22 protein-coding genes and 2 tRNA genes are annotated in these 24,016 nt (G+C 45.1%); 19 read left to right on the top strand and 5 right to left on the bottom strand.

Translation table 11 applies throughout. The annotated features are described in order from the left end of the window. Positions 1-131: 131 nt before the first annotated feature. Together ACTNBF_RS03735 and ACTNBF_RS03730 are read left to right on the top strand one after the other, a co-directional pair. The gene (locus tag ACTNBF_RS03735; RefSeq protein WP_441088783.1) at positions 132-2,402 is read left to right on the top strand and encodes an AMP-binding protein; all 2,271 of its coding nucleotides are present in this window, start codon (positions 132-134) and stop codon (positions 2,400-2,402) included. A gap of 83 nt (positions 2,403-2,485) precedes the next feature. Then, complete coding sequence (locus tag ACTNBF_RS03730) at positions 2,486-2,983, top strand: MarR family winged helix-turn-helix transcriptional regulator (RefSeq protein WP_441088782.1); 498 nt, start codon at positions 2,486-2,488, stop codon at positions 2,981-2,983. 189 nt (positions 2,984-3,172) lie between these two features. On the opposite strand, the gene ACTNBF_RS03725 is transcribed toward ACTNBF_RS03730, so the two are convergent. Both ACTNBF_RS03725 and ACTNBF_RS03720 read right to left on the bottom strand, forming a co-directional pair. Continuing rightward, entirely contained in the window at positions 3,173-3,757 is a 585-nt protein-coding gene (locus ACTNBF_RS03725) for an AAA family ATPase (protein WP_441088780.1), read from the bottom strand. 4 nt (positions 3,758-3,761) lie between these two features. Next, positions 3,762-5,147, bottom strand: a complete 1,386-nt coding sequence (locus tag ACTNBF_RS03720; protein WP_441088779.1) for an MATE family efflux transporter — start codon at positions 5,145-5,147, stop codon at positions 3,762-3,764. 261 nt (positions 5,148-5,408) lie between these two features. Here ACTNBF_RS03720 and ACTNBF_RS03715 point away from each other — a divergent pair, with 261 nt between their 5' ends. The 7 genes from ACTNBF_RS03715 (at position 5,409) to ACTNBF_RS03685 (ending at position 13,098) form a co-directional block, all read left to right on the top strand. After that, a complete protein-coding gene (locus ACTNBF_RS03715; protein ID WP_427806468.1) occupies positions 5,409-5,567 on the top strand; it encodes a DUF2935 domain-containing protein in 159 nt (52 codons plus the stop codon). A 119-nt stretch (positions 5,568-5,686) separates the two neighbouring features. After that, complete coding sequence (locus ACTNBF_RS03710) at positions 5,687-6,448, top strand: class I SAM-dependent DNA methyltransferase (protein ID WP_441088778.1); 762 nt, start codon at positions 5,687-5,689, stop codon at positions 6,446-6,448. 44 nt (positions 6,449-6,492) lie between these two features. After that, positions 6,493-7,371 (top strand): Hsp33 family molecular chaperone HslO, encoded by an 879-nt coding sequence (gene hslO, locus ACTNBF_RS03705; RefSeq protein WP_427806466.1) that lies wholly within the window; start codon positions 6,493-6,495, stop codon positions 7,369-7,371. 10 nt (positions 7,372-7,381) lie between these two features. Continuing rightward, positions 7,382-9,292, top strand: a complete 1,911-nt coding sequence (locus ACTNBF_RS03700) for an NAD(+) synthase (protein WP_427806465.1) — start codon at positions 7,382-7,384, stop codon at positions 9,290-9,292. Between the two features lie 68 nt (positions 9,293-9,360). Beyond that, positions 9,361-10,719: a spore germination protein gene (locus ACTNBF_RS03695; protein WP_427819113.1), complete on the top strand. Its 1,359-nt coding sequence runs from the start codon at positions 9,361-9,363 to the stop codon at positions 10,717-10,719. A gap of 122 nt (positions 10,720-10,841) precedes the next feature. Further along, complete coding sequence (locus tag ACTNBF_RS03690) at positions 10,842-12,212, top strand: MATE family efflux transporter (RefSeq protein ID WP_441015884.1); 1,371 nt, start codon at positions 10,842-10,844, stop codon at positions 12,210-12,212. Between the two features lie 19 nt (positions 12,213-12,231). Next, on the top strand, positions 12,232-13,098 hold the full coding sequence (locus ACTNBF_RS03685; RefSeq protein ID WP_427806462.1) for a DegV family protein: 867 nt from the start codon (positions 12,232-12,234) through the stop codon (positions 13,096-13,098). 124 nt (positions 13,099-13,222) lie between these two features. Here the strand turns inward: ACTNBF_RS03685 and ACTNBF_RS03680 are convergent, their stop codons facing one another. Continuing rightward, on the bottom strand, positions 13,223-14,578 hold the full coding sequence (locus ACTNBF_RS03680) for a sodium-dependent transporter (protein ID WP_441088777.1): 1,356 nt from the start codon (positions 14,576-14,578) through the stop codon (positions 13,223-13,225). Positions 14,579-14,911: 333 nt separating this feature from the next. Here ACTNBF_RS03680 and infC point away from each other — a divergent pair, with 333 nt between their 5' ends. From infC to ACTNBF_RS03640, 8 genes are all read left to right on the top strand, one after another. After that, a complete protein-coding gene (gene infC / locus ACTNBF_RS03675) occupies positions 14,912-15,406 on the top strand; it encodes a translation initiation factor IF-3 (RefSeq protein ID WP_427806458.1) in 495 nt (164 codons plus the stop codon). Between the two features lie 33 nt (positions 15,407-15,439). Continuing rightward, positions 15,440-15,637, top strand: a complete 198-nt coding sequence (rpmI, locus tag ACTNBF_RS03670) for a 50S ribosomal protein L35 (protein WP_427806457.1) — start codon at positions 15,440-15,442, stop codon at positions 15,635-15,637. 32 nt (positions 15,638-15,669) lie between these two features. Beyond that, positions 15,670-16,026 carry a 50S ribosomal protein L20 gene (rplT, locus tag ACTNBF_RS03665; protein WP_427806455.1) on the top strand — a complete coding sequence of 119 codons (357 nt, stop codon included), beginning with the start codon at positions 15,670-15,672 and terminating at the stop codon, positions 16,024-16,026. Positions 16,027-16,517: 491 nt separating this feature from the next. Continuing rightward, on the top strand, positions 16,518-17,153 hold the full coding sequence (locus ACTNBF_RS03660) for an HD domain-containing protein (protein WP_427819116.1): 636 nt from the start codon (positions 16,518-16,520) through the stop codon (positions 17,151-17,153). 143 nt (positions 17,154-17,296) lie between these two features. Further along, positions 17,297-19,204, top strand: coding sequence for a BMP family ABC transporter substrate-binding protein (locus ACTNBF_RS03655; RefSeq protein WP_441088776.1), 1,908 nt, complete (start codon positions 17,297-17,299; stop codon positions 19,202-19,204). Between the two features lie 7 nt (positions 19,205-19,211). Beyond that, positions 19,212-19,832, top strand: coding sequence for a metallophosphoesterase family protein (locus ACTNBF_RS03650; protein WP_427806452.1), 621 nt, complete (start codon positions 19,212-19,214; stop codon positions 19,830-19,832). A gap of 15 nt (positions 19,833-19,847) precedes the next feature. Further along, entirely contained in the window at positions 19,848-20,603 is a 756-nt protein-coding gene (gene lgt / locus ACTNBF_RS03645; protein WP_441088775.1) for a prolipoprotein diacylglyceryl transferase, read from the top strand. Then, positions 20,600-20,806: a maltose acetyltransferase domain-containing protein gene (locus ACTNBF_RS03640; protein WP_427806450.1), complete on the top strand. Its 207-nt coding sequence runs from the start codon at positions 20,600-20,602 to the stop codon at positions 20,804-20,806. The genes lgt and ACTNBF_RS03640 overlap by 4 nt, the downstream gene beginning before the upstream one ends. A 56-nt stretch (positions 20,807-20,862) precedes the next feature. Here the strand turns inward: ACTNBF_RS03640 and ACTNBF_RS03635 are convergent. Then, positions 20,863-20,947: transfer RNA gene (locus ACTNBF_RS03635), tRNA-Leu, on the bottom strand. 152 nt (positions 20,948-21,099) lie between these two features. Further along, positions 21,100-21,184: transfer RNA gene (locus ACTNBF_RS03630), tRNA-Leu, on the bottom strand. Between the two features lie 280 nt (positions 21,185-21,464). Here ACTNBF_RS03630 and pap point away from each other — a divergent pair. After that, complete coding sequence (gene pap / locus ACTNBF_RS03625; protein ID WP_427806449.1) at positions 21,465-22,955, top strand: polyphosphate:AMP phosphotransferase; 1,491 nt, start codon at positions 21,465-21,467, stop codon at positions 22,953-22,955. Positions 22,956-22,997: 42 nt separating this feature from the next. Beyond that, a complete protein-coding gene (locus ACTNBF_RS03620; protein ID WP_427806490.1) occupies positions 22,998-24,002 on the top strand; it encodes a deoxyguanosinetriphosphate triphosphohydrolase in 1,005 nt (334 codons plus the stop codon). Positions 24,003-24,016 lie beyond the last annotated feature (14 nt).

Genomic DNA, 24,016 nt, shown 5'->3' with positions numbered 1-24,016 from the left:
ATGGCGTGAATACGATTTTATAATCTGATGAAGATATGAAAGTGTGGTAAAGCGATGAGTTCAAATTGAATTTCCGATTTACTGATATTGATATTCTGGTTAAATGAAAGTACGAAAGAGTGGGTAAGGAAATGAATTTAGAAACAACAGGATTAACAGGGAAAGCAAGTGTAGATAAGCCTTGGCTGAAATACTATCCGGAAGAACTTCGGGATTTGAAAGTACCGAAAATGACAGTAGAAGCATTTTTGAAAATGAAAAACCCGGATGAGAACAAATACGCATTTGAATATTATGGCACGAAGATAACGTGGAAAGAATTTTGGCAGGAGGTTGAAATTGCCGCTAAGGCATTAAAAGTGCTGGGATTTGATGAGGGAGACAGAATTCCTGTTTTCTTACAGGCAGTACCATCGCATTTTATCCTGCTTCTGGCAGCAGAAAAAATTGGGGCGACCATGATCTGCCGTGATGATACTCCTGAGGAACTGTGTTTTGCAATACGTAAATCAAAAGCATCCACAGCTTTTGTTCATGACTATACATCAAAAGAAGACGAGAAGCTATTCAGAGCAACGACACCTATGACACGTATGATCAAGGTTTCACCTTTTGAATATGCGGATAAGAATTGTATACCGGATTATATCATGAAGGAAATTGAATCCCGTTATTCTGCAGAGGCAGGATCAAGTGAAAGTGATCTTACATGGGATGAATTCATGAATCTGGGAAGAAACTATATCGGAGATTTTGCGGCATCCGTGAATCCGAACAGGCCATTATTCGGAGCATATACCAGTGGATCTACGGGAATTTCAAAACTGGTTATTCATTCGGGAGCTAATATCGTGGCTGTTGCGTTCCAGATGTCAATCTTCCTTCCGCCAACAGAGGTACAGGAGACATGGTGGATTCCGATTCTGACACCGGCTCTGGTAGCGGTAACTGTAGCCATGGGAGTATTCCCGCTGTCCGCAGGACTTAGAGTGAATCTGGATCCGTTCTGTCCGGTCAATGATATTGATATCCGGTTTATGGAATTAAAACCGAACTACTGGGCACTGATTCCGATGATGTGCGAGATTATGATGAAGAGCACCAGAATTCCGGATGATTATGATATGTCACATCTGAGAACGATCGGACCGGGCGCAGAAGCTATGAACGAGAGAAAATGTCGTGAAGTTGAAGACTTCTTCCACAGACATAATTGTATGGCTACGTTAAGTGCCGGTTACGGTCAGAGTGAAGGTGGTTCCTGCTTTACACTTCCGAACCCGATGTTCCCGCTGAAAGACGGATGTGTAGGTATGCCGATGCCCGCAACCACCTTAGCAATCTTCGATTCAGAGACCCTGGAAGAGAAGGGATATGGAGAAATCGGAGAACTGTGCATGAATGGTCCGACAAAGATGCTAGGATACAGCGGCTATATGGGTGAGGAAATGACAGATCGTACACTGATTGCCCATCCGGACGGTGAAATCTGGCTGCACACAGGTGATATCGGATATATCACAGAGCAGGGTATTGTTCACGTTCTCGGCCGTGGGTTTACGGAACGTTTTGGCGGTGGACATCTGTTCGTGATGAGAATGGAGAGCCGTGTGGTTGAGGCAGAAGGTGTGAAGGATGCTTTCTTCTGTTTAGTTCCGGATCAGGATCATGAGGGATATTTTGTACCATATTTATTCGTTGAACTGGATGAAGGCAAGACATTAGAAGAAGTAAGACCGGCAATCCTCGCAACACTGGAAGAATACGAATACCCGGCTGATATCACAGTGATCAAGGAAAGACCATATTTCCATTTTAAAACAAACAGAAAAGAATTAACGGCAGCCATCGTTGCAAGACTGGCAGAAAAAGGAACCGGAAAAATGAAGGTTGTATGGACAGAGAACGAGATGGCTTCCGGATATCAGATCTGCTACAGTACAAACAGTGCGTTTAACGGAAGCAAATCCATCGATGTTCCGTCTACTCAGAAGCTTCAGGAAGTGATTGGCGGACTGAAGAAGGGAGACCGTTACTATGTCAGAGTCCGTGCTTTCAATTCTGCCGGCTCTACAACCTACTATTCAGCATGGTCAGAGACCGAGTCCATCATTCATACTTCAATTGATTTGAAGAATGCAGTGGATGGTATTGAAGTTTCATGGACTAAAGTGAATGGGGCAAGCGAGTATCGCATTTATCGTAAGAAATTCGGGGAAAGTAATTTTGCCAGAATTGCAGTGATTAAAGATGACAATCTTTATCTTGATGATGAAGTGGAAAACGGAGCACGTTATTGCTACTATGTGGTACCGCAGGTTCAGGGTGTGAAAGCGACGACTAATATCGCGGCACAGATGTATTTGGCTGTTCCGAAGATTGAAAAATTGTGGAATAATTAATAAATATAGGAAGTTGTTTAGAGGGAACAGTGTTTTGACACTGTTCCTTTTGTAATCTAAGCAACGGATTATGTATTTTACCCATGACGGATTGGAAAGAATGTGCTAAAATTCTGGTAGGAATATTTTGGATAGGAGCAGGTGATAAAATGGATGTTCAAATGGAGATGATTCTGAAAGGCGGGCAGTTTAAGAAGCTGCTGGAAGAGCAGAGCCTTGAACTGCGTCAGAAATATGATATGAAAAAGGCGGAACTGGAAATTTTATATTTTCTCTCTCATAGTGGGATGCATGATACTTCTACCGACATTCATCAGCAGCTGCTGATGAACAGAGGCCACATTTCCCAGGCGGTCGACAGCCTCTGCAGGCGCCGTTATATCATTGCGATTCCGGATACGAATGACCGGCGATATGTTCATTATAAGATTTCGGATTCTGCCAGAGAGATCGTGGTTGAGATGACGAAAAGAAGAGAGGAGATGAACCAGAAGATTCTGGAAGGAATCTCGGAGGAAGAATTGAGAGTTTTCCGGGAAGTTTCTGAGAAGATCAGGAAAAATATCGAGAATCTTTTGTAAAAGCAGAGGAAAAGATGAAGCACAGTATGAAAAATCAATATAATAAGACAGTGACCGCATCAATCTGGACCGATTTATGATTTGGCCCGGAACCTTCAGCAAAGCATCCGCGGCGTTTCCGAAGGGTGGAACTGCGATGTTCGCGCTTCTGGCGCTTGGAGGCGATCTGGGATGTGCAGGAGTATGGATTTATTCCATACTTTTTTTTATGAGTTCCATACAGGTTTCATATCCGAGGATACTGCTGTTCATGCATAAGGCATAGTTGCGTGTATCTCCCCATTTTTGCTCTGTATGGTAGGCGTAGTTGATCGATCTTTTCTTGTCCGTATCCTTCATCATGGCAAGCGCTTCTTTTCTTGATTTCTCATAGAGTTTCATGATTCGCTGGCATTTTTCTTCTTCATTTCCGTGGATAAATACATTCAGCACGTCGGTTCTGTCCTGTAAGATATAGTCGGCACATCTTCCGACGATGACACAGTTTCCTTTTTCTGCAATATCGCGGATAATATTGCGCTGTTTCTGGTAAATATAATCATCTACAGAGCCGCCTTGTGCATTTCTTCCAACGAATGCATAAGAAAAACGGTTGTGGGTCGGAGCATATTCCCCGCGCTCGGCGATGTATTCTTTGGAAAATCCAGTTTCTTTTGCCACCTGTTCGATGATATTCTTGTCATAGAATGTAAAATTCAGTTCCTTTGCCAGCGTTTCTCCGATGAAACGCCCGCCGCTTCCGAACTCGCGGCTGATTGTGATGATCGTTTTCATAGGTTTATCCCTCCAGTTTTGAAATGACGTTATGGTTGATTCTTTTCATAAAAACGGTTGCGATGATGCAGGATAATGTCTCGGCGATGATAAATGTCAGCCACACGGTCCAGATCAGATCGGGTGATTCTCTTGCAAATAAGGAAAATACCCAGGCAACCGGCAATACAAATAAAAATTGTCTCAGTACAGAAATAATCAAGGATTCCAATCCACTGTCCAGGGCCTGGAAGATTCCCTGATAAGCGATGTTCATTCCTGCGAAAATAAAACTGAGTGAGATGATTCTCATCGCGCTGATGCAGATATCCTGTGTGGTTCCGGATAATCCGAAAAGGGATGAAAACGGTACGGCGAGCAGCTCGATCGCTGCAAGTCCGATGATCATGATCAAGATTGTGTAGAGCATTCCGTATTTGACCCCTTCTTTTACACGGCGTTTACTGCGCATACCATGGTTGAAAGAAACGATCGGCGTGATCGCATCTCTGAGACCGAAGGCCGCAAAGAGAATAAACTGTTGTACTTTATAGTACAGACCATAGGCTGTAACAGCAGACTCGCTGATGCTTCCGAGAATAATGTTCATTCCGTAGGTCATGACAGACATCAGCGCCTGCGCGATAATGGCCGGAAGACCGATGGAATAGATTGCTTTGATGATCCGTGGACTCGGCTTCATATATTTCAGACCGTTTGTAATCTCTTTGTTCTGAGTCAGATGGAAAATGAGTCCTAAAAGGGCGGATGCAATCTGACCGAGAATAGTCGCGTACGCAGCACCTGCAACTCCCAGTGCGGAAATACCAAAAAGCCCATAGATCAGCACAGGGTCAAGCACGATATTAATGACAGCCCCTGCAATCTGTGCAATGGTCGAATACATAGAATGCCCCGCAGCCTGCAGTAGTTTCTCAAAAATTGAAAAAAATACGATTCCCATCGAAGCGATACAGCAGATTCTGAGGTAAGTGACCACCATTTCTTTGATTTCCGGATTCGAAGTCTGACTGGAAGCGTAAACGCCGACGCCGAAAATTCCAAATAATAGAAACAGAATATAAATGACGAATCCCAGAAACAGAGAATTTCCCGCTACTTTGCTTGCCTTTTTGTAATCACCCTGCCCAATACTTTTGGAAAGAAGGGCATTGGTGCCGACTCCGGTGCCGATTCCGATTGCCACCATCAGCATCTGCACCGGGAAAGCAAGAGTCAGTGCGTTTAGTGCCATTTCTCCATTTACGGGCATGTTGGAAACGAAAGCGCTGTCAACGATATTATAAACCGCCTGGAGCATCATAGAAAGTATCATTGGAATCCCCATTGACAGCATCAGCTTGCTGATTTTCATCGTTCCTAATTTGTTCATAGATAGTTCTTCGCTCATATGAACCTCCTTCGTGTTTTTTAGGAGACTTTTTTTAATTAGTACACTGACGCATTGATATTTAGACAAAGCTCCTTGACGATGGGAAATGATTCTACGAAGTTTTATCAGATATCAACGTGTCAGCACACCAGGAAAGCTACCATAACCTGTATTATGTGTATGGCCGGTGTGCGCGGTTGCATCACAGTTTCGCAAAAGAAAAAAGGTGTAAATCCAGCAATCTGGATTTACACCTTTTATGGCCACACGACATAAAACATGATAGCAGTTTTTAGGAATAGATGTCAAGTCAAATATTTTGGAAGCAAATTAAAAAAGAATAATCCGCTTTTGATTGAACACATCCTGAGAGAGGCAAATCATTATCTGAGAATCCTGGATATGAAAGAGCAAAGAAAGGAGTGTGACTGCAAATAGCCGGTGAATAGACTTTTGCAAGGACTTTCGTATGCGGCAAAAAATTGGGTTGTCAAAGTGCGTTCCAAAGGATACAATATAGGGAGTGAAAAGGGCTATTTAGACGGGAGATAAGATTTATGGATACATATACAAGTTTTGCCCGCGTTTACGATACCTTCATGGACAATATTCCATACGAAGAGTGGGCGGTATACCTGACAGGGCTTTTAAATGAGTACGGTGTGAACGACGGTCTGGTTCTTGATCTTGGATGCGGGACCGGAAATATGACGGAGCTTCTGGCTAAGGAAGGGTATGATATGATCGGCGTGGATAATGCAGAGGAAATGCTGGAGATCGCGATGGAGAAGCGGGAAAAATCCGGCCATGATATCTTGTATCTTCTGCAGGATATGCGTGAATTCGAGCTTTACGGCACGGTGCGCGCAGTGGTAAGTGTCTGTGATTCGGTGAATTACATCGATGAGGAAGAAGATCTTACGGAGGTGTTCCGTCTGGTAAATAATTATCTGGACCCGGGCGGCGTGTTTATTTTTGATTTTAATACGCTATATAAATACCGTGAGATTTTGGGAGACCGGACGATCGCTGAAAATCGCGAAGACTGCAGTTTCATCTGGGATAATTATTACTATGAAGAAGAACGGATCAATGAGTACGAGCTGAGTATTTTTATCCGTGAGAAAGAGAATCTGTTCCGCAGATACGAGGAGACACATTTTCAGAGAGGCTATACACTGGATGAGATGATACGCATGATCAAAGATTCGGGGTTGGAGTTTGTGACGGCCTATGACGCATTTACCCGCGAAGCGCCGAAGGAAGACAGCGAAAGAATCTATGTGATTGCAAGAGAAAAAGGGAAAATCAAGAAATAAATTTCTGGTTTTGTGGAAAAATATACAGACAGGAGAGTTAAAATATGAAGGATTATATTGTAAGAGCAACAGCAGGAGATGGGCAGGTGCGTGCATTCGCAGCGACGACGGGAAATCTGGTCGAGGAGGCGAGAAGGCGCCATAATACCAGCCCGGTGGCAACGGCTGCTCTTGGGCGTCTTCTTACGGCAGGCGCTATGATGGGAAGTATGATGAAGAATGACACGGATGTTCTGACGCTGCAGATCAAGGGAGATGGGCCGCTTGGGGGCATCACCGTCACCGCAGATGCAAAAGCGAATGTGAAAGGATTTGTGGAAAATCCGGATGCCATGTTGCCGCCGAAGAACGGGAAGCTGGATGTAGGCGGAGCGGTGGGAATCGGTCTTTTGAATGTGATTAAAGATATGGGAATGAAGGAACCCTATGTGGGTCAGACAATCCTTCAGACCAGCGAGATCGCGGAGGATCTGACCTATTATTTTGCGACCAGTGAGCAGGTGCCATCTTCCGTAGGACTTGGTGTGCTGATGAACAAAGACAATACGGTGCACTGCGCCGGTGGGTTTATTGTGCAGGTGATGCCGTTTGTGACAGATGAGGTGCTCAGCCGTCTGGAAGAAAATATTCAGAAAATCTCATCTGTGACACAGATGCTGGATGACGGCCATACACCGGAACAGATGCTGGAACGGGTCCTTGAAGGGCTGGACATCGAGATCACCGATACCATCCCGGCAAATTTCTTCTGTAATTGTTCGCATGAGCGAATTGAAAAGGCAATCATCAGCATCGGGAAAAAGGACATTCAGAGTATGATCGATGAAGGAAAAGAAGTGGAGGTAAAATGCCATTTCTGCAACACGGCATATAAGTTCAGTGTGGAAGAACTGAAGGAGATTCTGAAGCACGCAAAGAGATAGGAGAAAAGACATGAAGCATGGATTTATCAAAGTGGCGGCAGTGACGCCGGATATCCGGGTGGCGGATGTGTGGCATAACTGTGAGGAAGTTCGCAGGAAGATTAAAGAGGCCGAGCAGGAAGGTGCGAAGATCATTGTATTTCCGGAGCTCTGCCTTACCGGTTATACCTGCAGCGATCTGTTTACACAGGATATTCTTCTAAAAGAATCTGAAAAAGCAATTCAGTTCATTGCAAAAGAAACGAAGGAAGGAAACAGTCTTGTATTTGTAGGAATGCCGCTTTCGGTGGACGGGGAGCTCTATAATGTGGCTGCAGCGCTTAATAACGGGGAAATCCTGGGATTTACGACTAAGTCGTTTCTTCCAAACTACGGAGAATTCTATGAGATGCGTCAGTTCCGTCCGGGACCAAAGAAAGTACGGATGATTTCGTTTGGTGGGAAGGAAATTCCGTTCGGACCGCAGATCCTTTACCAGGCAGCGGAGATGAAGGAGCTTGTTGTATCCGCGGAAATCTGTGAGGACGTCTGGTCACCGATTCCACCGAGTATTGATGCGGCAAGGGAAGGAGCGGTGATCCTGGTCAACTGTTCGGCAAGTGATGAGACCATCGGCAAGGACAGTTACCGGGAGGAATTGATTAAAGGACAGTCCGCACGTCTGATCGCAGGGTATGTCTATGCCAATGCGGGGGATGGTGAGTCGACGACCGATGTTGTGTTCGGCGGCCACAATATCATCGCGGAAAACGGAACGATTTTAAAAGAAGCAAGACGTTTTGCGAATGAAATGATCCTAAGTGAAATCGATATCTGCAGGCTTTTAAGTGAGCGCAGAAAGAATACTACCTTCCTGACGAAGGAAGAGCGGATCCTGCCAAGGATTCTATTTACGATTCCGGTGGAAGAGACGGATCTCACCAGAGAATTTTCTCCGGCGCCGTTTGTGCCGCAGAATCAGTCTGAGAGAGACCGGCGCTGTGAGGAAATTCTGATGATCCAGGCGATGGGGCTGAAGAAGCGGCTTGTACACACCAATTCCAGAACGGCAGTTGTGGGAATTTCCGGAGGATTGGATTCAACGCTGGCACTTCTGGTGACTGCCAAGGCATTTGACATGGCGGGGAAGAAAAGGGAGGATATCATTGCGGTGACGATGCCCTGCTTTGGCACGACCGACAGAACTTATCAAAATGCATGCCGGATGTCAGTGAAGCTGGGAGCAACATTAAAAGAAGTGCGGATCGCGGATGCGGTGCAGACCCATTTCCGGGATATCGGGCACGATGAAGAGGTGCATGATGTGACCTATGAAAATTCTCAGGCAAGGGAGAGAACCCAGGTTCTGATGGACATTGCCAATCAGGAATGGGGGATGGTTATCGGTACCGGAGACATGTCGGAGTTGGCACTCGGATGGGCTACCTATAATGGCGATCATATGTCCATGTACGGAGTCAACGCTTCTGTGCCGAAGACGCTCGTGCGGCATCTGGTACAGTATTATGCGGATACCTGCCGGGATGAGGAATTAAAGGCAGTGCTTCTGGATGTGCTGGATACACCGGTCAGCCCGGAACTTCTGCCGCCGAAAGACGGAGAGATCGCGCAGAAGACGGAAGATCTGGTGGGTCCGTATGAGCTGCATGATTTTTATCTCTACTATGTATTGCGATTCGGATTTGAACCGTCCAAGATTTACCGGCTGGCAAAGCTGGCTTTTGCGGGTGTGTATGAGGACGAGATCATACTGAAATGGCTGAAGACGTTCTACAAACGGTTCTTTGCACAGCAGTTTAAACGATCCTGTCTTCCAGACGGACCGAAGATCGGTACGGTGGCACTTTCACCGAGAGGAGACTGGCGTATGCCGAGTGACGCCTGTGCCGCAGTATGGATGAAGGATCTGGAGCGGCTGTAAAATAGAGAAAATATCGTATAATTTCACCTTCTGACGGGAAGAATGATTCCATATGGAGGAATTTCAATATGGAAGATTTAGAGGTAAGTAAAAAACTGGAGGATAATATCCGAAAGATATCCGGCATTCTTCCCGTGCAGGAGAGCTTTGACATCATACAACGGACTATGGAAATCGGAGGACGGAAAGGAACGTTCTATTTTATTGACGGTTTTACAAAAGATGAATCGATGCTGAAAATCATGGATTCATTTTTTCATATCAAGCCGGAAGATATGCCCGATGATGCAACCGCATTTGCAGAGAAAAATGTGCCTTATGTGGAGGTAGACATCCTTGGAAATTTTGATGAGATCGTGAAAAATATCCTGTCGGGGGTGACCTGTCTTTTTATTGAAGGTTATGAGGCGTGCGTTGCGATCGACTGCAGAACCTATCCGGCCAGGAGCGTGGAAGAGCCGGAGAAAGACAAATCCCTGCGTGGATCAAGAGACGGATTCGTGGAAACGATCGTGTTCAACACAGCGTTGATGCGGCGCAGGATCCGGGATGAGAATCTGATCATGGAAATGTCTGAAGTGGGCAAAAGCACCCGAACGGATGTAGCGATTTGCTACATGGCGGATCGGGTGGATCAGGAAATGCTCCAGAATATCCGGAAGAAGCTTGCGGATATTCATGTGGATGATCTTCGCATGAATCAGCAGAGTCTGGCGGAAGCACTGTTCAAGAGGAAATGGTTCAATCCTTTTCCGAAGTTCAAATTTACAGAGCGTCCCGACACAGCTGCAGCCTGCCTTCTGGAGGGGAAGATTATTCTTCTGGTTGACAATTCGCCGTCTGCGCTGGTTGTTCCGACTTCGATCTTTGATATGATCGAGGAGGCGAATGATCACTATTTCCCGCCCATTACAAATATTTATTTGAAGGTCTCCAGAGCGATCATCACCGTGCTGACCATCTTCGTGGTGCCGCTTTTTCTTCTGTTGATGCAGAACCCTCAGTGGGTGCCGAAGGCTTTTGATTTCGTCGTTGTAAGGGATACGGTCAATGTCCCGCTGATTTACCAGATCCTTATCCTGGAACTGGCGATCGACGGATTACGTCTTGCTGCGTTGAATACGCCAAGCATGTTAAGTACGCCGCTCAGTGTGATCGCAGGTATTGTTATGGGCGAGTTTTCGGTGCAATCAGGATGGTTCAACTCCGAAGTGATGCTTTACATGGCGTTTGTTTCCGTTGCCAATTACACACAGCCGAATTTTGAACTGGGTTACGCACTCAAATTCATGCGTCTATTGCTTCTGATTCTGACCGCAGTCTTTAATCTGGTTGGATTTGTTATCGGATGCGTGATCGTAATCTGGTGTATCTGTGTCAATAAAACACTGTCTGGAAAAAGTTATTTGAATGTCAAACTACCTTAAATGAGAGATTATTTTTTACAAAAACTGTAAAAAGAATCTTAAGATGATCTGGGAACGCTTGTGAAAAAAGGAAAAGCATATTATAATCTATCTGTTGAAATTATGAGAAAGCAGGTTATAATATGGAGAAAAAACAGGATGAAAGGCTGGGCACGGAGCCGCTTGGAAGGTTGATTGTAAGTCTCGCGCTTCCGGCGGTTGCGGCCCAGCTGATTAATGTACTCTATAATATCATTGACCGGATTTACATTGGTCATATTGAAGGGTACGGCGATATGGCGCTGACAGGTGTGGGAGTGACGTTCCCGATTATTATGATTATCTCGGCGTTCAGTGCATTTGCAGGTATGGGAGGTGCACCGCTTGCTTCAATTGAACTCGGCAAGAAGAATTACGAGCAGGCAGAAAAGATTCTGGGGACTTGTACGGCACTTCTTATTACGTTCTCGATCGCGCTTACGGTTATTTTCCTGATCGTGAAGACGCCGGTGCTTTATATGTTCGGCGCGACGGAAAATACCATTACTTATGCCAGCGAGTACATTACCATTTACCTTCTGGGAACGATATTTGTACAGTTTGCGCTGGGACTGAATACGTTTATCAGTGGACAGGGGAATGCAAGGACAGCGATGCTGTCGGTCCTCATCGGAGCAGTGATCAATATTATCCTGGATCCGATTTTTATTTTCGTTTTGAAAATGGGAGTCAGGGGTGCGGCATTTGCAACAATCCTTTCACAGGCGGCGAGCGCAGTATGGGTTGTCAGATTCCTGACTTCTAAAAAGAGTGTGGTCCGCATTCGCAAAGACTATGTACGGCTGGACGGAAGAATGATCCGCCATATTGCAGCACTCGGCATTTCGCCCTTTATCATGCAGAGTACCGAATCGCTGGTGATGATTACACTGAACAGCAGGCTGAAGATTTATGGAGGTGACCTTTATGTGGGCTCCATGTCGATCCTGACCAGTGTCATGCAGCTGATCTCTGTTCCGGTACAGGGACTGAATCAGGGAATGCAGCCGATCATCAGCTATAATTATGGAGCAGGCAATAAAGAACGGGTACTCGGCACCTTTAAACGTATGGTGACGATCTGCCTGACGGTGACACTGGTGATGAGTGGGATTGCCATCCTGCACCCGCAGGTGTTCAGTGGGCTTTTTACGAATAAAGAAGAGCTTCTTACAGTTACCAATCAGGTTATGCCGGTCTATTTCCTCGGAACGACATTGTTCGGGATACAGATGGCATGTCAAACTACATTTATCGCCCTGGGACAGGCAAAAGCTTCATTGTTTATCGCTCTTTTGCGTAAAGTGATCCTTTTGATCCCGCTGGCTATGATCCTGCCGCGGTTTTTCGGTGTTATGGGCGTATATTATGCAGAACCGGTGGCAGATATCCTTTCGGTACTTACGACGATCGTTCTTTTTACAATTACAATCAGGAAAGTTCTGAAGAACTGGGAAACAAATGAAACAAGATAGTATTACAGGAGGGTTTCAAATGAGTGAATATATAATTATGACAGACAGTACGGTAGATTTACCAAAAGAGTATCTGATAGAAGAGCTGCAGGTGCCTTATATTCCGTTGTCCTACATTATGGATGGCGTTACGTATGAAGATATGAGCGGGCTCAGCGGAAAAGAATTCTTTGACAAAATTAGAGCCGGTTCTCTTCCGACCACTTCCCAGGTGAATCCGGAGCAGGCAAAAAAAGCACTGGAACCGTATGTGAAGGAAGAAAAGGACATTCTGTTTATCGGATTTTCTTCTGCACTCAGCGGAACATTTAACAGTATCCGGATGGCTGCTGAAGAACTGATGGAGGAATACCCGGAGCGTAAGATCATTACGGTGGATTCCTTGTGCGCCTGCTTAGGAGAAGGACTTCTGGTTTATAAAGCAGTCCAGTTAAAGCGCGCCGGAAAGAGCCTGGAAGAAGTGGCAAAATGGACCGAAGAAAACAAACTGCACATTTGCCATAATGTCGCGATCGATGACCTGAACCACCTTCACAGAGGCGGAAGAGTGTCCAAAACGGCGGCTATCATGGGAACGATGATCCAGATCAAGCCGATCATTCATATGAATGACAACGGAGAGCTTCAGGTGATCGGAAAACAGCGAGGACGCAAAAAAGCACTTCAGCATATTGTGAACATGGCAGTGGAGCAGTCCAAAGGATGGGAGAATGATATCATCATGATCACCCATGGCGACTGCGAAGAGGATGCCCAGTATGTGGCAAAGCTGGTCAGAGAGAAGATGGGGATCGAGAATATCCTGATCAACTGCATCGGAAGCGTGATCGGAAGCCATACCGGCCCGGGCGTGGTGGCAGTGTTCTGTATGGGAGAAAAGAGATAAATTTAGAAAGAATCATGAAAATAAGGGGCGTGACCTGCTGACAGGTTACGCCCCTCTGTTCTTCTAAAATGAAAAATATCCGTTTTTCTGTTTCCATGAAAGAGTTGCAACTAAAGTGCAGGATCTACAGCGCGAGAATCCCCAGAGCACTTGCAATCGAGCTTACGAAAATTGCAGCCAGAAACCATGGTGCAATCCATTTAATCATGAACGAAAACATTTTTTCGGATTTAAATGTCCCATCTGTTTCTTTCACTTCGTCGACGATCGTTTTCGGTTTTATGATAAAACCGACGAACAGACAGGTAAGAATTGCGACAATCGGCATCAGAATACTGTTGCTTATGAAATCCATCATATCGAGGATCGACATTCCACCCAGGGAAATGTGCTTCAGCCTGCCGAATCCCAGAGAGGAGGGAATGCCCAGCGCAAAGGAAAAAGCAGTCACGATCAGGCTGGACGCGGTACGGTTCAGATGAAAACGGTCCATGATAATGGAGACGATCGTTTCCATCAGGGAAATGGCAGATGTGAGTGCCGCTAAAAGTACCAGCAGGAAGAAAACAGCTCCGACCAATTGCCCCATAGGCATGCTGTTAAATACTTTCGGAAGCGTGATGAACATCAGTCCCGGCCCGGCGCTGAGCGCAGAGCTGTCACCGCCGGAAAAAGCGAACACAGCCGGAACGATCATCAGTCCGGCCAGAAAAGCAATTCCCGTGTCAAAAATCTCAATCTGACGGACGGCACTTTCCAGATGATTTTCTTTCTTCATATAAGAACCATAAGTGACCATGATCCCCATAGCAAGTGACATAGAATAAAACATCTGTCCCATGGCAGCGAGGATTGCTTTGACAGAAAAATGCTGCAGGCTCGGCTTCAGATAATAAGCGACCCCTTCCATGGCACCGTCAATCGTACAGGAATAAACTGCGATAAACAGTGTCAGGATGATGAGGACAGGCATCATGACTTTGCTCACTTTCTCGATCCCTTTTTCGACACCCAGCATGACGATAACTGAGGTCGCAAGTAAAAAAATACTGAACCACACGATCGGACCGCCGGTTTCGCCGATAAAATCCGGAAAATAATTATTGTCCGCAGCAGCCGTTATCTCACCGGAAAGAAACGTAAAAAGGTATTTGGTCACCCATCCGCCGATGACAGAATAATAAGGAAAAATAATGACCGGCACGATAGAAGCGAGGATCCCCAAAAATCCGAAACGCCTGTCAAGTGCCTGAAATGCGCCGATGGCGCTCAGCCCGGTCTTACGTCCAAGCGCAGTCTCGGCGATCATGAGCGTGAAGCCGAATGTGACTGTAAGAATCAAATAGACCAGAAGAAAGCTGCCTCCTCCATATTTGGCAGCCAGATATGGGAAACGCCAGATGTTGCCGAGTCCTACCGCAGAACCGGCAGCGGCCAGAACAAATCCCAGTTTGTTGGAAAAATTACTTCTTGTTTGCATGAAAAACCTCCTTGTATGATATGCAAGTAGTATGATTATGACATGATGATGGAAATAAATCAATTATTTTATGGTTATATTGAGGAAATTAATAAACAAACAAAAATAAAGAAATAACTGTTGACACGGGATAAGAAATGTGTTAGATTAATATTTGCGTGAAGCGAAAAAGAAAGCAGAGTGTCCACTCTCACCTTAGCGCAATCGAGCGACTAATGGTTTGATATCGATGACAGTATACCGTGAAAGGGTGTTTTGTGCAATGAGAAGTGGATGGTCTGAGAACTATTCACTTATTTTTATTTATGGAGGTGCACAACAATTAGCGATTTAATGATCAACGAACAAATCCGCGACAGAGAGGTGCGTGTCGTTAGCGAGAGTGGGGAACAATTAGGAATTATGTCAGCAAAGGAAGCAATGAAGCTGGCACAGGAAGCGGAACTCGATCTGGTTAAGATCGCTCCGACAGCAAAGCCGCCTGTATGTAAGATCATCGATTATGGTAAATACCGCTACGAACAGGCGAGAAAAGAAAAAGAAGCAAAGAAAAAGCAAAGGACTGTCGAAGTTAAAGAAGTGCGTCTTTCACCGAATATTGATACGAATGATATGAATACCAAGATGAATAATGCGAAGAAGTTCATTTTGAAAGGTAATAAAGTCAAAGTTACACTTCGCTTCAGAGGTAGAGAAATGGCCCATATGCAGCAGAGTAAACATATCCTTGATGATTTTGCAGATATGCTGAAAGATGTTGCTGTTGTTGAAAAACCGGCCAAACTGGAAGGCAGAAGTCTGAGCATGGTTTTAACTGAAAAACGTTAAAAATAAACATTTTATATTAAGGAGGAAATCATCATGCCAAAAATTAAAACAAATAGAGCAGCTGCAAAGCGCTTCAAAAAAACTGCAACAGGTAAGTTAAAAAGAAATAAAGCTTACAAGAGCCATATCTTAACTAAGAAATCTACAAAGAGAAAAAGAAATCTTAGACAGTCAACTATCACAGATGCTACTAACGTAAAGAACATGAAGAAAGTATTACCATATCTCTAAGATAGGGTTAACGATAGAAGGAGGAGTAAGAAATGGCAAGAATTAAAGGCGGCATGAACGCTAAAAAGAAACATAATAGAACTTTAAAATTAGCGAAAGGATACAGAGGAGCACGTTCTAAACAGTACAGAGTTGCAAAACAGTCTGTTATGAGAGCTCTTACATCTTCCTACGCTGGAAGAAAGCAGAGAAAGCGTCAGATGCGTCAGTTATGGATTGCACGTATCAACGCTGCTGCAAGAATCAATGGTTTATCATACAGCAAGTTAATGCACGGCTTAAAAGTAGCTGGTGTTGACATGAACAGAAAGATGCTTGCTGAGCTCGCAGTTAACGATGCAGCAGGATTTGCAGCAATCGCTGACGTAGCAAAGAAAGCACTTGCATAAGATAAGACGATTTGCTTAACGCTTGAGAGAGAAGAGGGAAGCCCCGCGGAGAAATCTGCGGGGTTTTTTGATAATACCAGGGCATCAAAGACATGAGTTTCATGCTCGCATGAAAACTCATGTCCTTGATGCCCGCTCAATCATGAGAAAGTAGCCCGACAGGGCGGATTTCGAATGATTGGAGGGCACTGGATGTCCAGTGGACATCCGTATAGCGCCGACCGAAGCGGAGCGAAGATGTGGGAGCACGAAGTGCGGAACAATCCGTAGGTATTATCAAAAAACAAAACGATACACTCCCACAAACTTCCATTCGAAACAGCCCGTCAGGGCGGATTTCGAATGATTGGAGGATTGTGGGAGCACGAAGTGCGGAACAATCCGTGGGTATTATCAAAAAACAAAACGACACACCCCACAAACTTCCATTCGAAACAGCCCGACAGGGCGCCTTTCGAATGTCCCACCCCCAAAAGAAAGGAGTTCCCCTTATGAATACCAAAAAAATCACCCCATCCCACCCGGAACAATCCCGCCTGGATCAACAATTCGATTTTATCCGTGAAATTGACAAAGAAAAGTTCATCGGCCGCCAGACCTATCTCACAGGCGCTGCCAGAAAGGAAAATGATGCAGAGCATGCATGGCACATGGCACTGATGACGATTCTCCTTAGTGAATATTCCAATGAGCCGATCGATGTGCTGAAAACAGTTACCATGCTTCTGATCCATGATATCGTGGAGATTGATGCCGGGGATACCTATGCCTATGATGAAGCCGCGAAGGCAACCCAGAGTGAAAGAGAGGAAAAAGCTGCGGAACGCATTTTCGGACTGCTCCCCAAGGATCAGGGACAGCGGCTGAGAAAACTCTGGGAAGAATTTGAAGAGAGAAAGACACCGGAAGCCAGATTCGCAAGAACCATGGATAACGTTCAGCCAATCATGTTGAATGCGGCGACGGACGGAAAAGCATGGGAAGAACATCAGGTGAAGCTTTCACAGATTTTAAAGAGAAATGAACGAACGGCAGAAGGTTCGGAGGAGTTGTGGGATTACTCGCGGAAGAATTTTATCGAGCCAAATCTGAAAAAAGGACGTATTATCGCGGATCGAGAACTGTAGCCGGGGAATCTTCAGCCGATAGATCGGCGTGAAATACAGGCAAAATTATTTTATATGGAAAGGCTTGATTTCCAATCGAGAAGAAGGTATCCTTGTATAGAAAGTATAAGATGGATCAGTAAATTCTCAAAGGAGGATATTTTATGTCATCAGAAGAATATAGCAAAGCATATAAAGCTGGAAAACGCGATTATCAGTCAAGGATGCTTCGGGGAGTCAGACCGACACTTCCTGTCCTTGATGATATACTCCCGACAAAGGGAACATTTTCAGAAGTGCCGCTTGGATTGGTTCAGATCCCGATGGATCAGATCGTGGGTACGAGACATGGTGGAAGAAGTAATGCATTTGCCGGAAATTTTATGCCGATTTTGAGGGAAAATACAGAGTTTGCGCAGAAATGGGCGACCTTAAGTACTATTCATGAAAATGAAGGCTTGAGGGATCCGATCAAGGCGTATGAATTTATGAATAAATTCTATGTAGAAGAAGGAAATAAGCGTGTCAGTGTCATGAAATATTATGGTGTTACGTCTATTCCGGGTACGGTAACGAGGATTATACCAAAACGTACCGATGAAAAAGAAAACAAAATATATTATGAGTTTCTCGATTTCTATGACTTGTCTAAGATCAATTATATTTGGTTCAGTCAGGAAGGTAGTTTTAAAAAGCTGCAGGAGGCTGTCGGAAAAGGCACGAATGAGGTGTGGAGTGAGGATGAAAAGCTGACGTTCAGTTCGGCTTATTCAAGATTTACTGCTGAATTTAAAGCAAGAGGCGGAGAGAAACTCCCGGTTACGGCGGGGGATGCATTTCTGGCTTTCATTAAGCTTTACGGTTATCAGACACTGGAAGAAAAGACCAGCAGTGAGCTGAAAGAAATGATTACCAAGAGCTGGGAAGAATTTGAGCTGATCGGTGTCGACAAAGAAGTGGAGCTTAAGATGAATCCGACAAGCGAGAAGAAACCACTTCTGAGCCGTCTTCTCCCGTTGAGTTCGCCGAAGCTTAAGATTGCCTTTATATATGAAAAAACGCCGTCATCTTCCGCATGGACATATGCCCATGAGCTTGGAAGACTGCATCTGGAGCAGACGTTCCCGGACGAAGTTACGACCGTGTATTATGATAATGTCACGCCGGAGACAGTAGAAGACGTGATAGGTGAGGCAATCCAAAATGGATGTAATATCGTATTTACGACGACACCGGCCTTTACACAGGCCAGTGTGAAAGCGGCGATCGCAAATCAGGATATCCGGATTCTGAACTGTTCTTTGAATACTTCTCATCGTTATATCCGGACTTACTACGCCCGTATGCATGAGGCGAAATTCCTGATGGGAGCGATTGCAGGCGCGATGGCTGAGAATAACAAGATCGCATATCTGGCCGATTACCCGATCTTTGGTGCTATTGCCAATATCAATGCATTTGCGCTGGGAGCGAAAATGATCAATCCGAGAGCACAGGTCTATCTGGAATGGTATAAGAAAAAAGATAGTGATGCGCTTGAAAATATCCGGAAATCAGGGGCAAACATTATTTCCGGTATGGATATGGTGATTCCGGAAGAGTCCTCCAGATATTTTGGTATTTACCGGATGGAAGAGGGGTATCCGAGAAGTCTTGCCATGCCTCTGTGGCACTGGGGAAAATTCTACGAACAGCTGATTCGGACGATTATGGACGGAACATGGAAATACGATGATAAATCTACGGAACTGAAAGCAATCAATTACTGGTGGGGAATGTCATCCGGCGCGATCGATGTTATTTGCTCAGACAGCCTGCCGATTGGCACCAAACGTTTGGTTGAGCTGCTGAAGAAAACAATCAGTAGTGGAGAGTTTAATCCGTTCTCGGGAGTGCTCTATTCTCAGACTGGAATTGTACAGTCAGATCCTTCCAGAGATCTGACGCCGGAAGAAATTGTGACGATGGACTGGTTGGCGGAGAATGTGATCGGAACGATTCCGAAAGCAGATGAAATGCTTGAAGAAACCAAGCCCACGATCCAGCAGCAGGGAATAGAGAAGAAAGGCTAAAGAGATTATGAGGATACTTGCGATTGCAGACGAAGAATCTGCATATTTATGGGATCATTTTGAAAAAAGTAAACTGCAGGGAATTGATTTAATCATTTCCTGCGGTGACCTGGATCCTCATTATCTTTCGTTCCTTGCAACATTTACATCAGCACCGGTACTCTATGTGTGCGGAAATCACGATGATAAATATGCGCAGATTCCGCCGGAAGGATGCATCTGCATCGACGATCAGATTTATGTGTACAAAGGGGTCCGGATCCTGGGGCTGGGCGGTTCTATGCGCTATAAACCGGGAGAGCATCAGTATACAGAGCGCGGCATGAAAAAACGCGTACACAAACTCTGGTTTCAGCTGCTCAGAAGGAGGGGATTTGATATCCTTGTGACGCATGCACCGGCTTATGAACTGAATGACGGGAGAGATCTTCCGCATCAGGGATTCCGGGTGTTCCTGAATTTGATGGAAAAATATCGCCCGAAGTATTTCCTGCACGGACATGTACATATGTCCTACGGAAGACAGCATAAACGATACGACAAATACCAGGATACGCATGTGATCAATGCGTTTGAACGGTGTGTGTTCGATTTTGAGGATGAAAATCCCGGAGAACATATCAGATAGAAATGAGGATAGAACATGAAGACAGACATTTTAACAATTGGAAAAATCACGATCCACGGTTACGGATTGATGATAGCGATCGGCATTTTATGCTGCATTGCAATGGGCATGTACCGAGCTAAAAAATACAAGCTGAATCCGGAAGCGGTCATCGATATTGCACTCTACGGAGTACTTGCCGGTTTTCTCGGAGCGAAGCTTCTCTATGTGATCGTGGAATTCCCTGCATTTATCAAAGATCCTCTCAGCGTTCTGGGATCAGAAGGATTTGTGGTGTACGGCGGAATCATTTTAGGAGTATTGGCAGCCATTATATACTGCAGGATCAAAGGACTTGTTTTTCTGGAATATTTTGATCTGTGTGCACCTTCTATTTCACTGGCTCAGGGATTCGGACGGATCGGTTGTTTTCTGGCAGGCTGCTGTTACGGAAGAGAGACACAGTCCTTTCTGGGAGTGGTTTTCCCGGCCAACAGCATGGCACCGGCAGGTGTCAAGGTATTGCCGACACAGCTCTTTTCGTCAGCGGGCGATTTCCTGATCACGGCAATTCTTCTTCTTTATTATAAAAAGATCAAGCATACCGGAGACGGCGGAGCATTATATATGATACTTTACGGTGTCGGAAGATTCTTGATAGAATTCTTGCGGGCAGATGACAGGGGGAATATAGGAATGCTTTCTACCTCACAGATGATCTCAATCGTGATCGTGGCAGGGGCAGTGGTGTTGCTCTGGCAGAACAGAAGAAGAGACAGAGAGTTGTTATGAACGAATTAGAAAAATGTATGGCTGGTGAATGGTATGACTGTCACAATGCAATTTTTTTGGAGTATAAAAATAATGCAAGAAATTTGTTGTCGCAGTATAATTCTTTTGCATATAACCAGACAAGAGAAAAGACAGAAGTTTTGAAACAACTCTTTGGAAGCATAGGGGAAAATGTTTCGGTAGGAATTCCTTATTATCAGTAATCAAAAAGAACAAAAAATGGGAAGCCTCGAATCAAGGCTTCCCACTTAATTAAAAATGCGGAAGATGGGACTTGAACCCACACGACTGCAATAGTCACAAGATCCTTAGTCTTGCTCGTCTGCCAGTTCCGACACTTCCGCGCGACTGTTTTATTATATATTAAATAAATGGATTTGTCAATAAGAAAAAAGTTTTTTATGATAATTGCTATGGATTATAAAGTGTTTGTTTCTGTGTTTAATGGAGCAAAAGAAAAACCCTTGAAAATTCAAGGGCTTTTTCAAAAAAATAATGCGGAAGATGGGACTTGAACCCACACGACTGCAATAGTCACAAGATCCTTAGTCTTGCTCGTCTGCCAGTTCCGACACTTCCGCATACCAGCTATTTTGTTTATGCTTTGCTGACAACAGTTATAATACATGATTATTTGGGGAAAGTCAACACAATTTTTTTGAAAAAATATATTCGCAATATTAATAATTAAAAAGGAAATAGAAACAAAATTCGATATTTAACAAATACTCTTTCTAATTGAGAGAAAATATAGTAAAATAATAAATAATTGAGCGGTTTATTTATGCGTTTTTTCAATCAATGCCAGACGAATTGAGATAAGAAGAAAAAATGGCGAAACGGATGTCAGGAGGTAGCCGTATGTTAGAAAAAGTAGATTTAACAAAGAAAATGAGCAAGGAAGAATACAAGGAGAAGATGGAGACGCTGGAGCTGGAGCTTGGGCATCTGCAGCGGGAATGCAAGGAACAGAAAATTCCGGTGATGATTGCCTTTGAAGGGTACGGAGCTTCGGGAAAAGGCCTGCAGATCGGACGTCTGATCCAAGGATTGGATCCGAGAGGATTTGAGGTACATGCGGTTAAGAAAGAAACGGAAGAGGAACGGATGCACCCTTTCATGTGGCGTTTCTGGACGAAGACACCAGAGCGGGGAAGAATTGCGATCTACGATACGAGCTGGTACCGCAGAGTACAGATCGACCGGTTCGACGGCAAAGTGTCGGAAGAAGAACTGCCGGCAGACTATGAATCGATTCGTTCTTTTGAAAAGCAGCTTACAGATGACGGAATGGTCATTGTGAAATTGTTTCTTGCGATCGATCAGAAAGAACAGAAAAAGCGGTTCAAAAAGCTGATGGAATCGAAGGAGACGAAGTGGAGAGTCAGCGAGGGCGATCTGAAGAGAAATAAGGAATTTGCACGATATGAGCAGATGAATGAAGAGATGCTTCGGAAAACAGATACGGATTATGCACCGTGGACGATCATTGAAGCGACGGATAAGCGGTATGCAACAGCGAAGATCTTCACGACAGTGATCCATGCAATGCAGATGGCGCTGGAGAAGGTGAAGATGCCGGAGGAAGCACAGGAAGAGAGAAGAAGCGGTGGAGAGAGAGAATTCCAGGAATCGCTGCTTGCGAAGGCGGATTTGTCCAAAAAGCTCAGCAAGAAGCAGTACAAAGAGCAGCTTAAGGAACTGCAGGGCAAGATGGAACGTCTTCACGGTGAACTGTACCGCAGAAGAATTCCGGTGGTGCTCGGCTTCGAGGGATGGGATGCCGGAGGCAAGGGCGGCGCGATCAAGCGTCTGACGGAACACATGGATCCGAGAGGATATGTGGTAAATCCGACTGCATCACCGAATGATATTGAGAAAGCACATCATTACCTGTGGCGTTTCTGGAGAGCTATGCCGAAAGCGGGCCACATTGCGATCTTCGACAGAACCTGGTACGGTCGTGTGATGGTAGAACGAATCGAAGGATTCTGTACGACGAAAGAATGGCAGAGAGCCTACAAGGAAATCAATGATATGGAGCAGGATCTGGTGAATGCCGGCGCTATCGTGCTGAAATTCTGGATGCAGATCGATAAAGATGAGCAGGCAGCAAGGTTTAAGGCGCGCCAGGAAAATCCGGAAAAACAGTGGAAGATCACCGATGAAGACTGGAGAAACCGTGAAAAATGGGATCAGTACGAAGAAGCAGTCAATGAGATGCTGATTCGTACTTCCACACCGCATGCACCGTGGGTCGTAGTGGAAGGAAACTGCAAGTATTATGCAAGGATCAAAGTGCTTGAGACGGTGGTTCATGCCATTGAAGAACGTCTGAAAGAAGAAAAATAATGAGAAGTTCGCATGAACAGATCGCTGAAAGGGAGCAGGAATATGACGATCAGAGAGCAGATGGAACAGCGGGAAAAAGAATATTTAAGTGCGTATGCGACACTAAGCGTCAATACGAGAGGAAGAAAAAGAGAAGAGGCGCAGTGTGATATTCGGCCGGTCTTTCAAAGAGACAGAGACCGGATCCTGCACTGTAAATCGTTTCGCAGGCTGAAACAGAAGACACAGGTATTTCTGCTTCCCAAAGGGGATCATTATCGCACAAGGCTGACACATACTCTGGAGGTTTCACAAAATGCGCGGACCATCGCGAAGGCGCTGCGGCTGAATGAAGATCTGGCAGAAGCGATCAGTCTGGGGCATGATCTCGGGCATACGCCCTTTGGTCATGCTGGAGAGCGGGCTCTGAACGGAGTGTGTCCGGGCGGATTCAAACACAACGAACAGAGCGTGCGCGTGGTGGAAGTGCTGGAAAAGGACGGACAGGGGCTGAATCTCACATGGGAAGTCATCGATGGGATCCGCAATCACAAGAGTGTGGGAAAACCGGCAACTCTTGAGGGGCAGATCGTGAGGCTGTCGGATAAGATCGCCTATATCAACCATGATATTGACGATGCGATACGTGGAGGAATCCTTACTGAAGAGGATATACCGCTCCGGTTTCGAGAGGTGTTTGGAACCGGGATGCGTTCACGGCTGAACACGATGATCCATGATGTGATCATAAGTAGCATGGATCAGCCGGAGATCCGGATGTCGGAGGAAATCGAAGAGGCGATGCGTGATCTGAGAAAGTTTATGTTTGAGCATGTCTACCAGAATCCCCGTGCAAAGGGAGAAGAAACGAAGGCGATCCATATGATCGAAAATTTGTATTTTTATTATGAGGATCATCTGGAACTTCTTCCGGAACAATACCGGATTCAGATGGAGAAAGGCGATTCGGCGGAGCAGGTGGTGTGTGATTATATTGCCGGCATGACGGATAATTATGCCGTAAAAAAATTTGAGGATATTTTTATTCCGGAAGCGTGGAAAAATTAAAGGAAATCAAAAAG

Origin of the sequence: Bariatricus sp. HCP28S3_A4 (assembly GCF_052066395.1) — a bacterium.
Classification (GTDB): domain Bacteria; phylum Bacillota; class Clostridia; order Lachnospirales; family Lachnospiraceae; genus Allocoprococcus.
The sequence above is the reverse complement of the archived record's forward strand: the minus strand, read 5'-3'. Positions and strand labels throughout refer to the sequence as shown.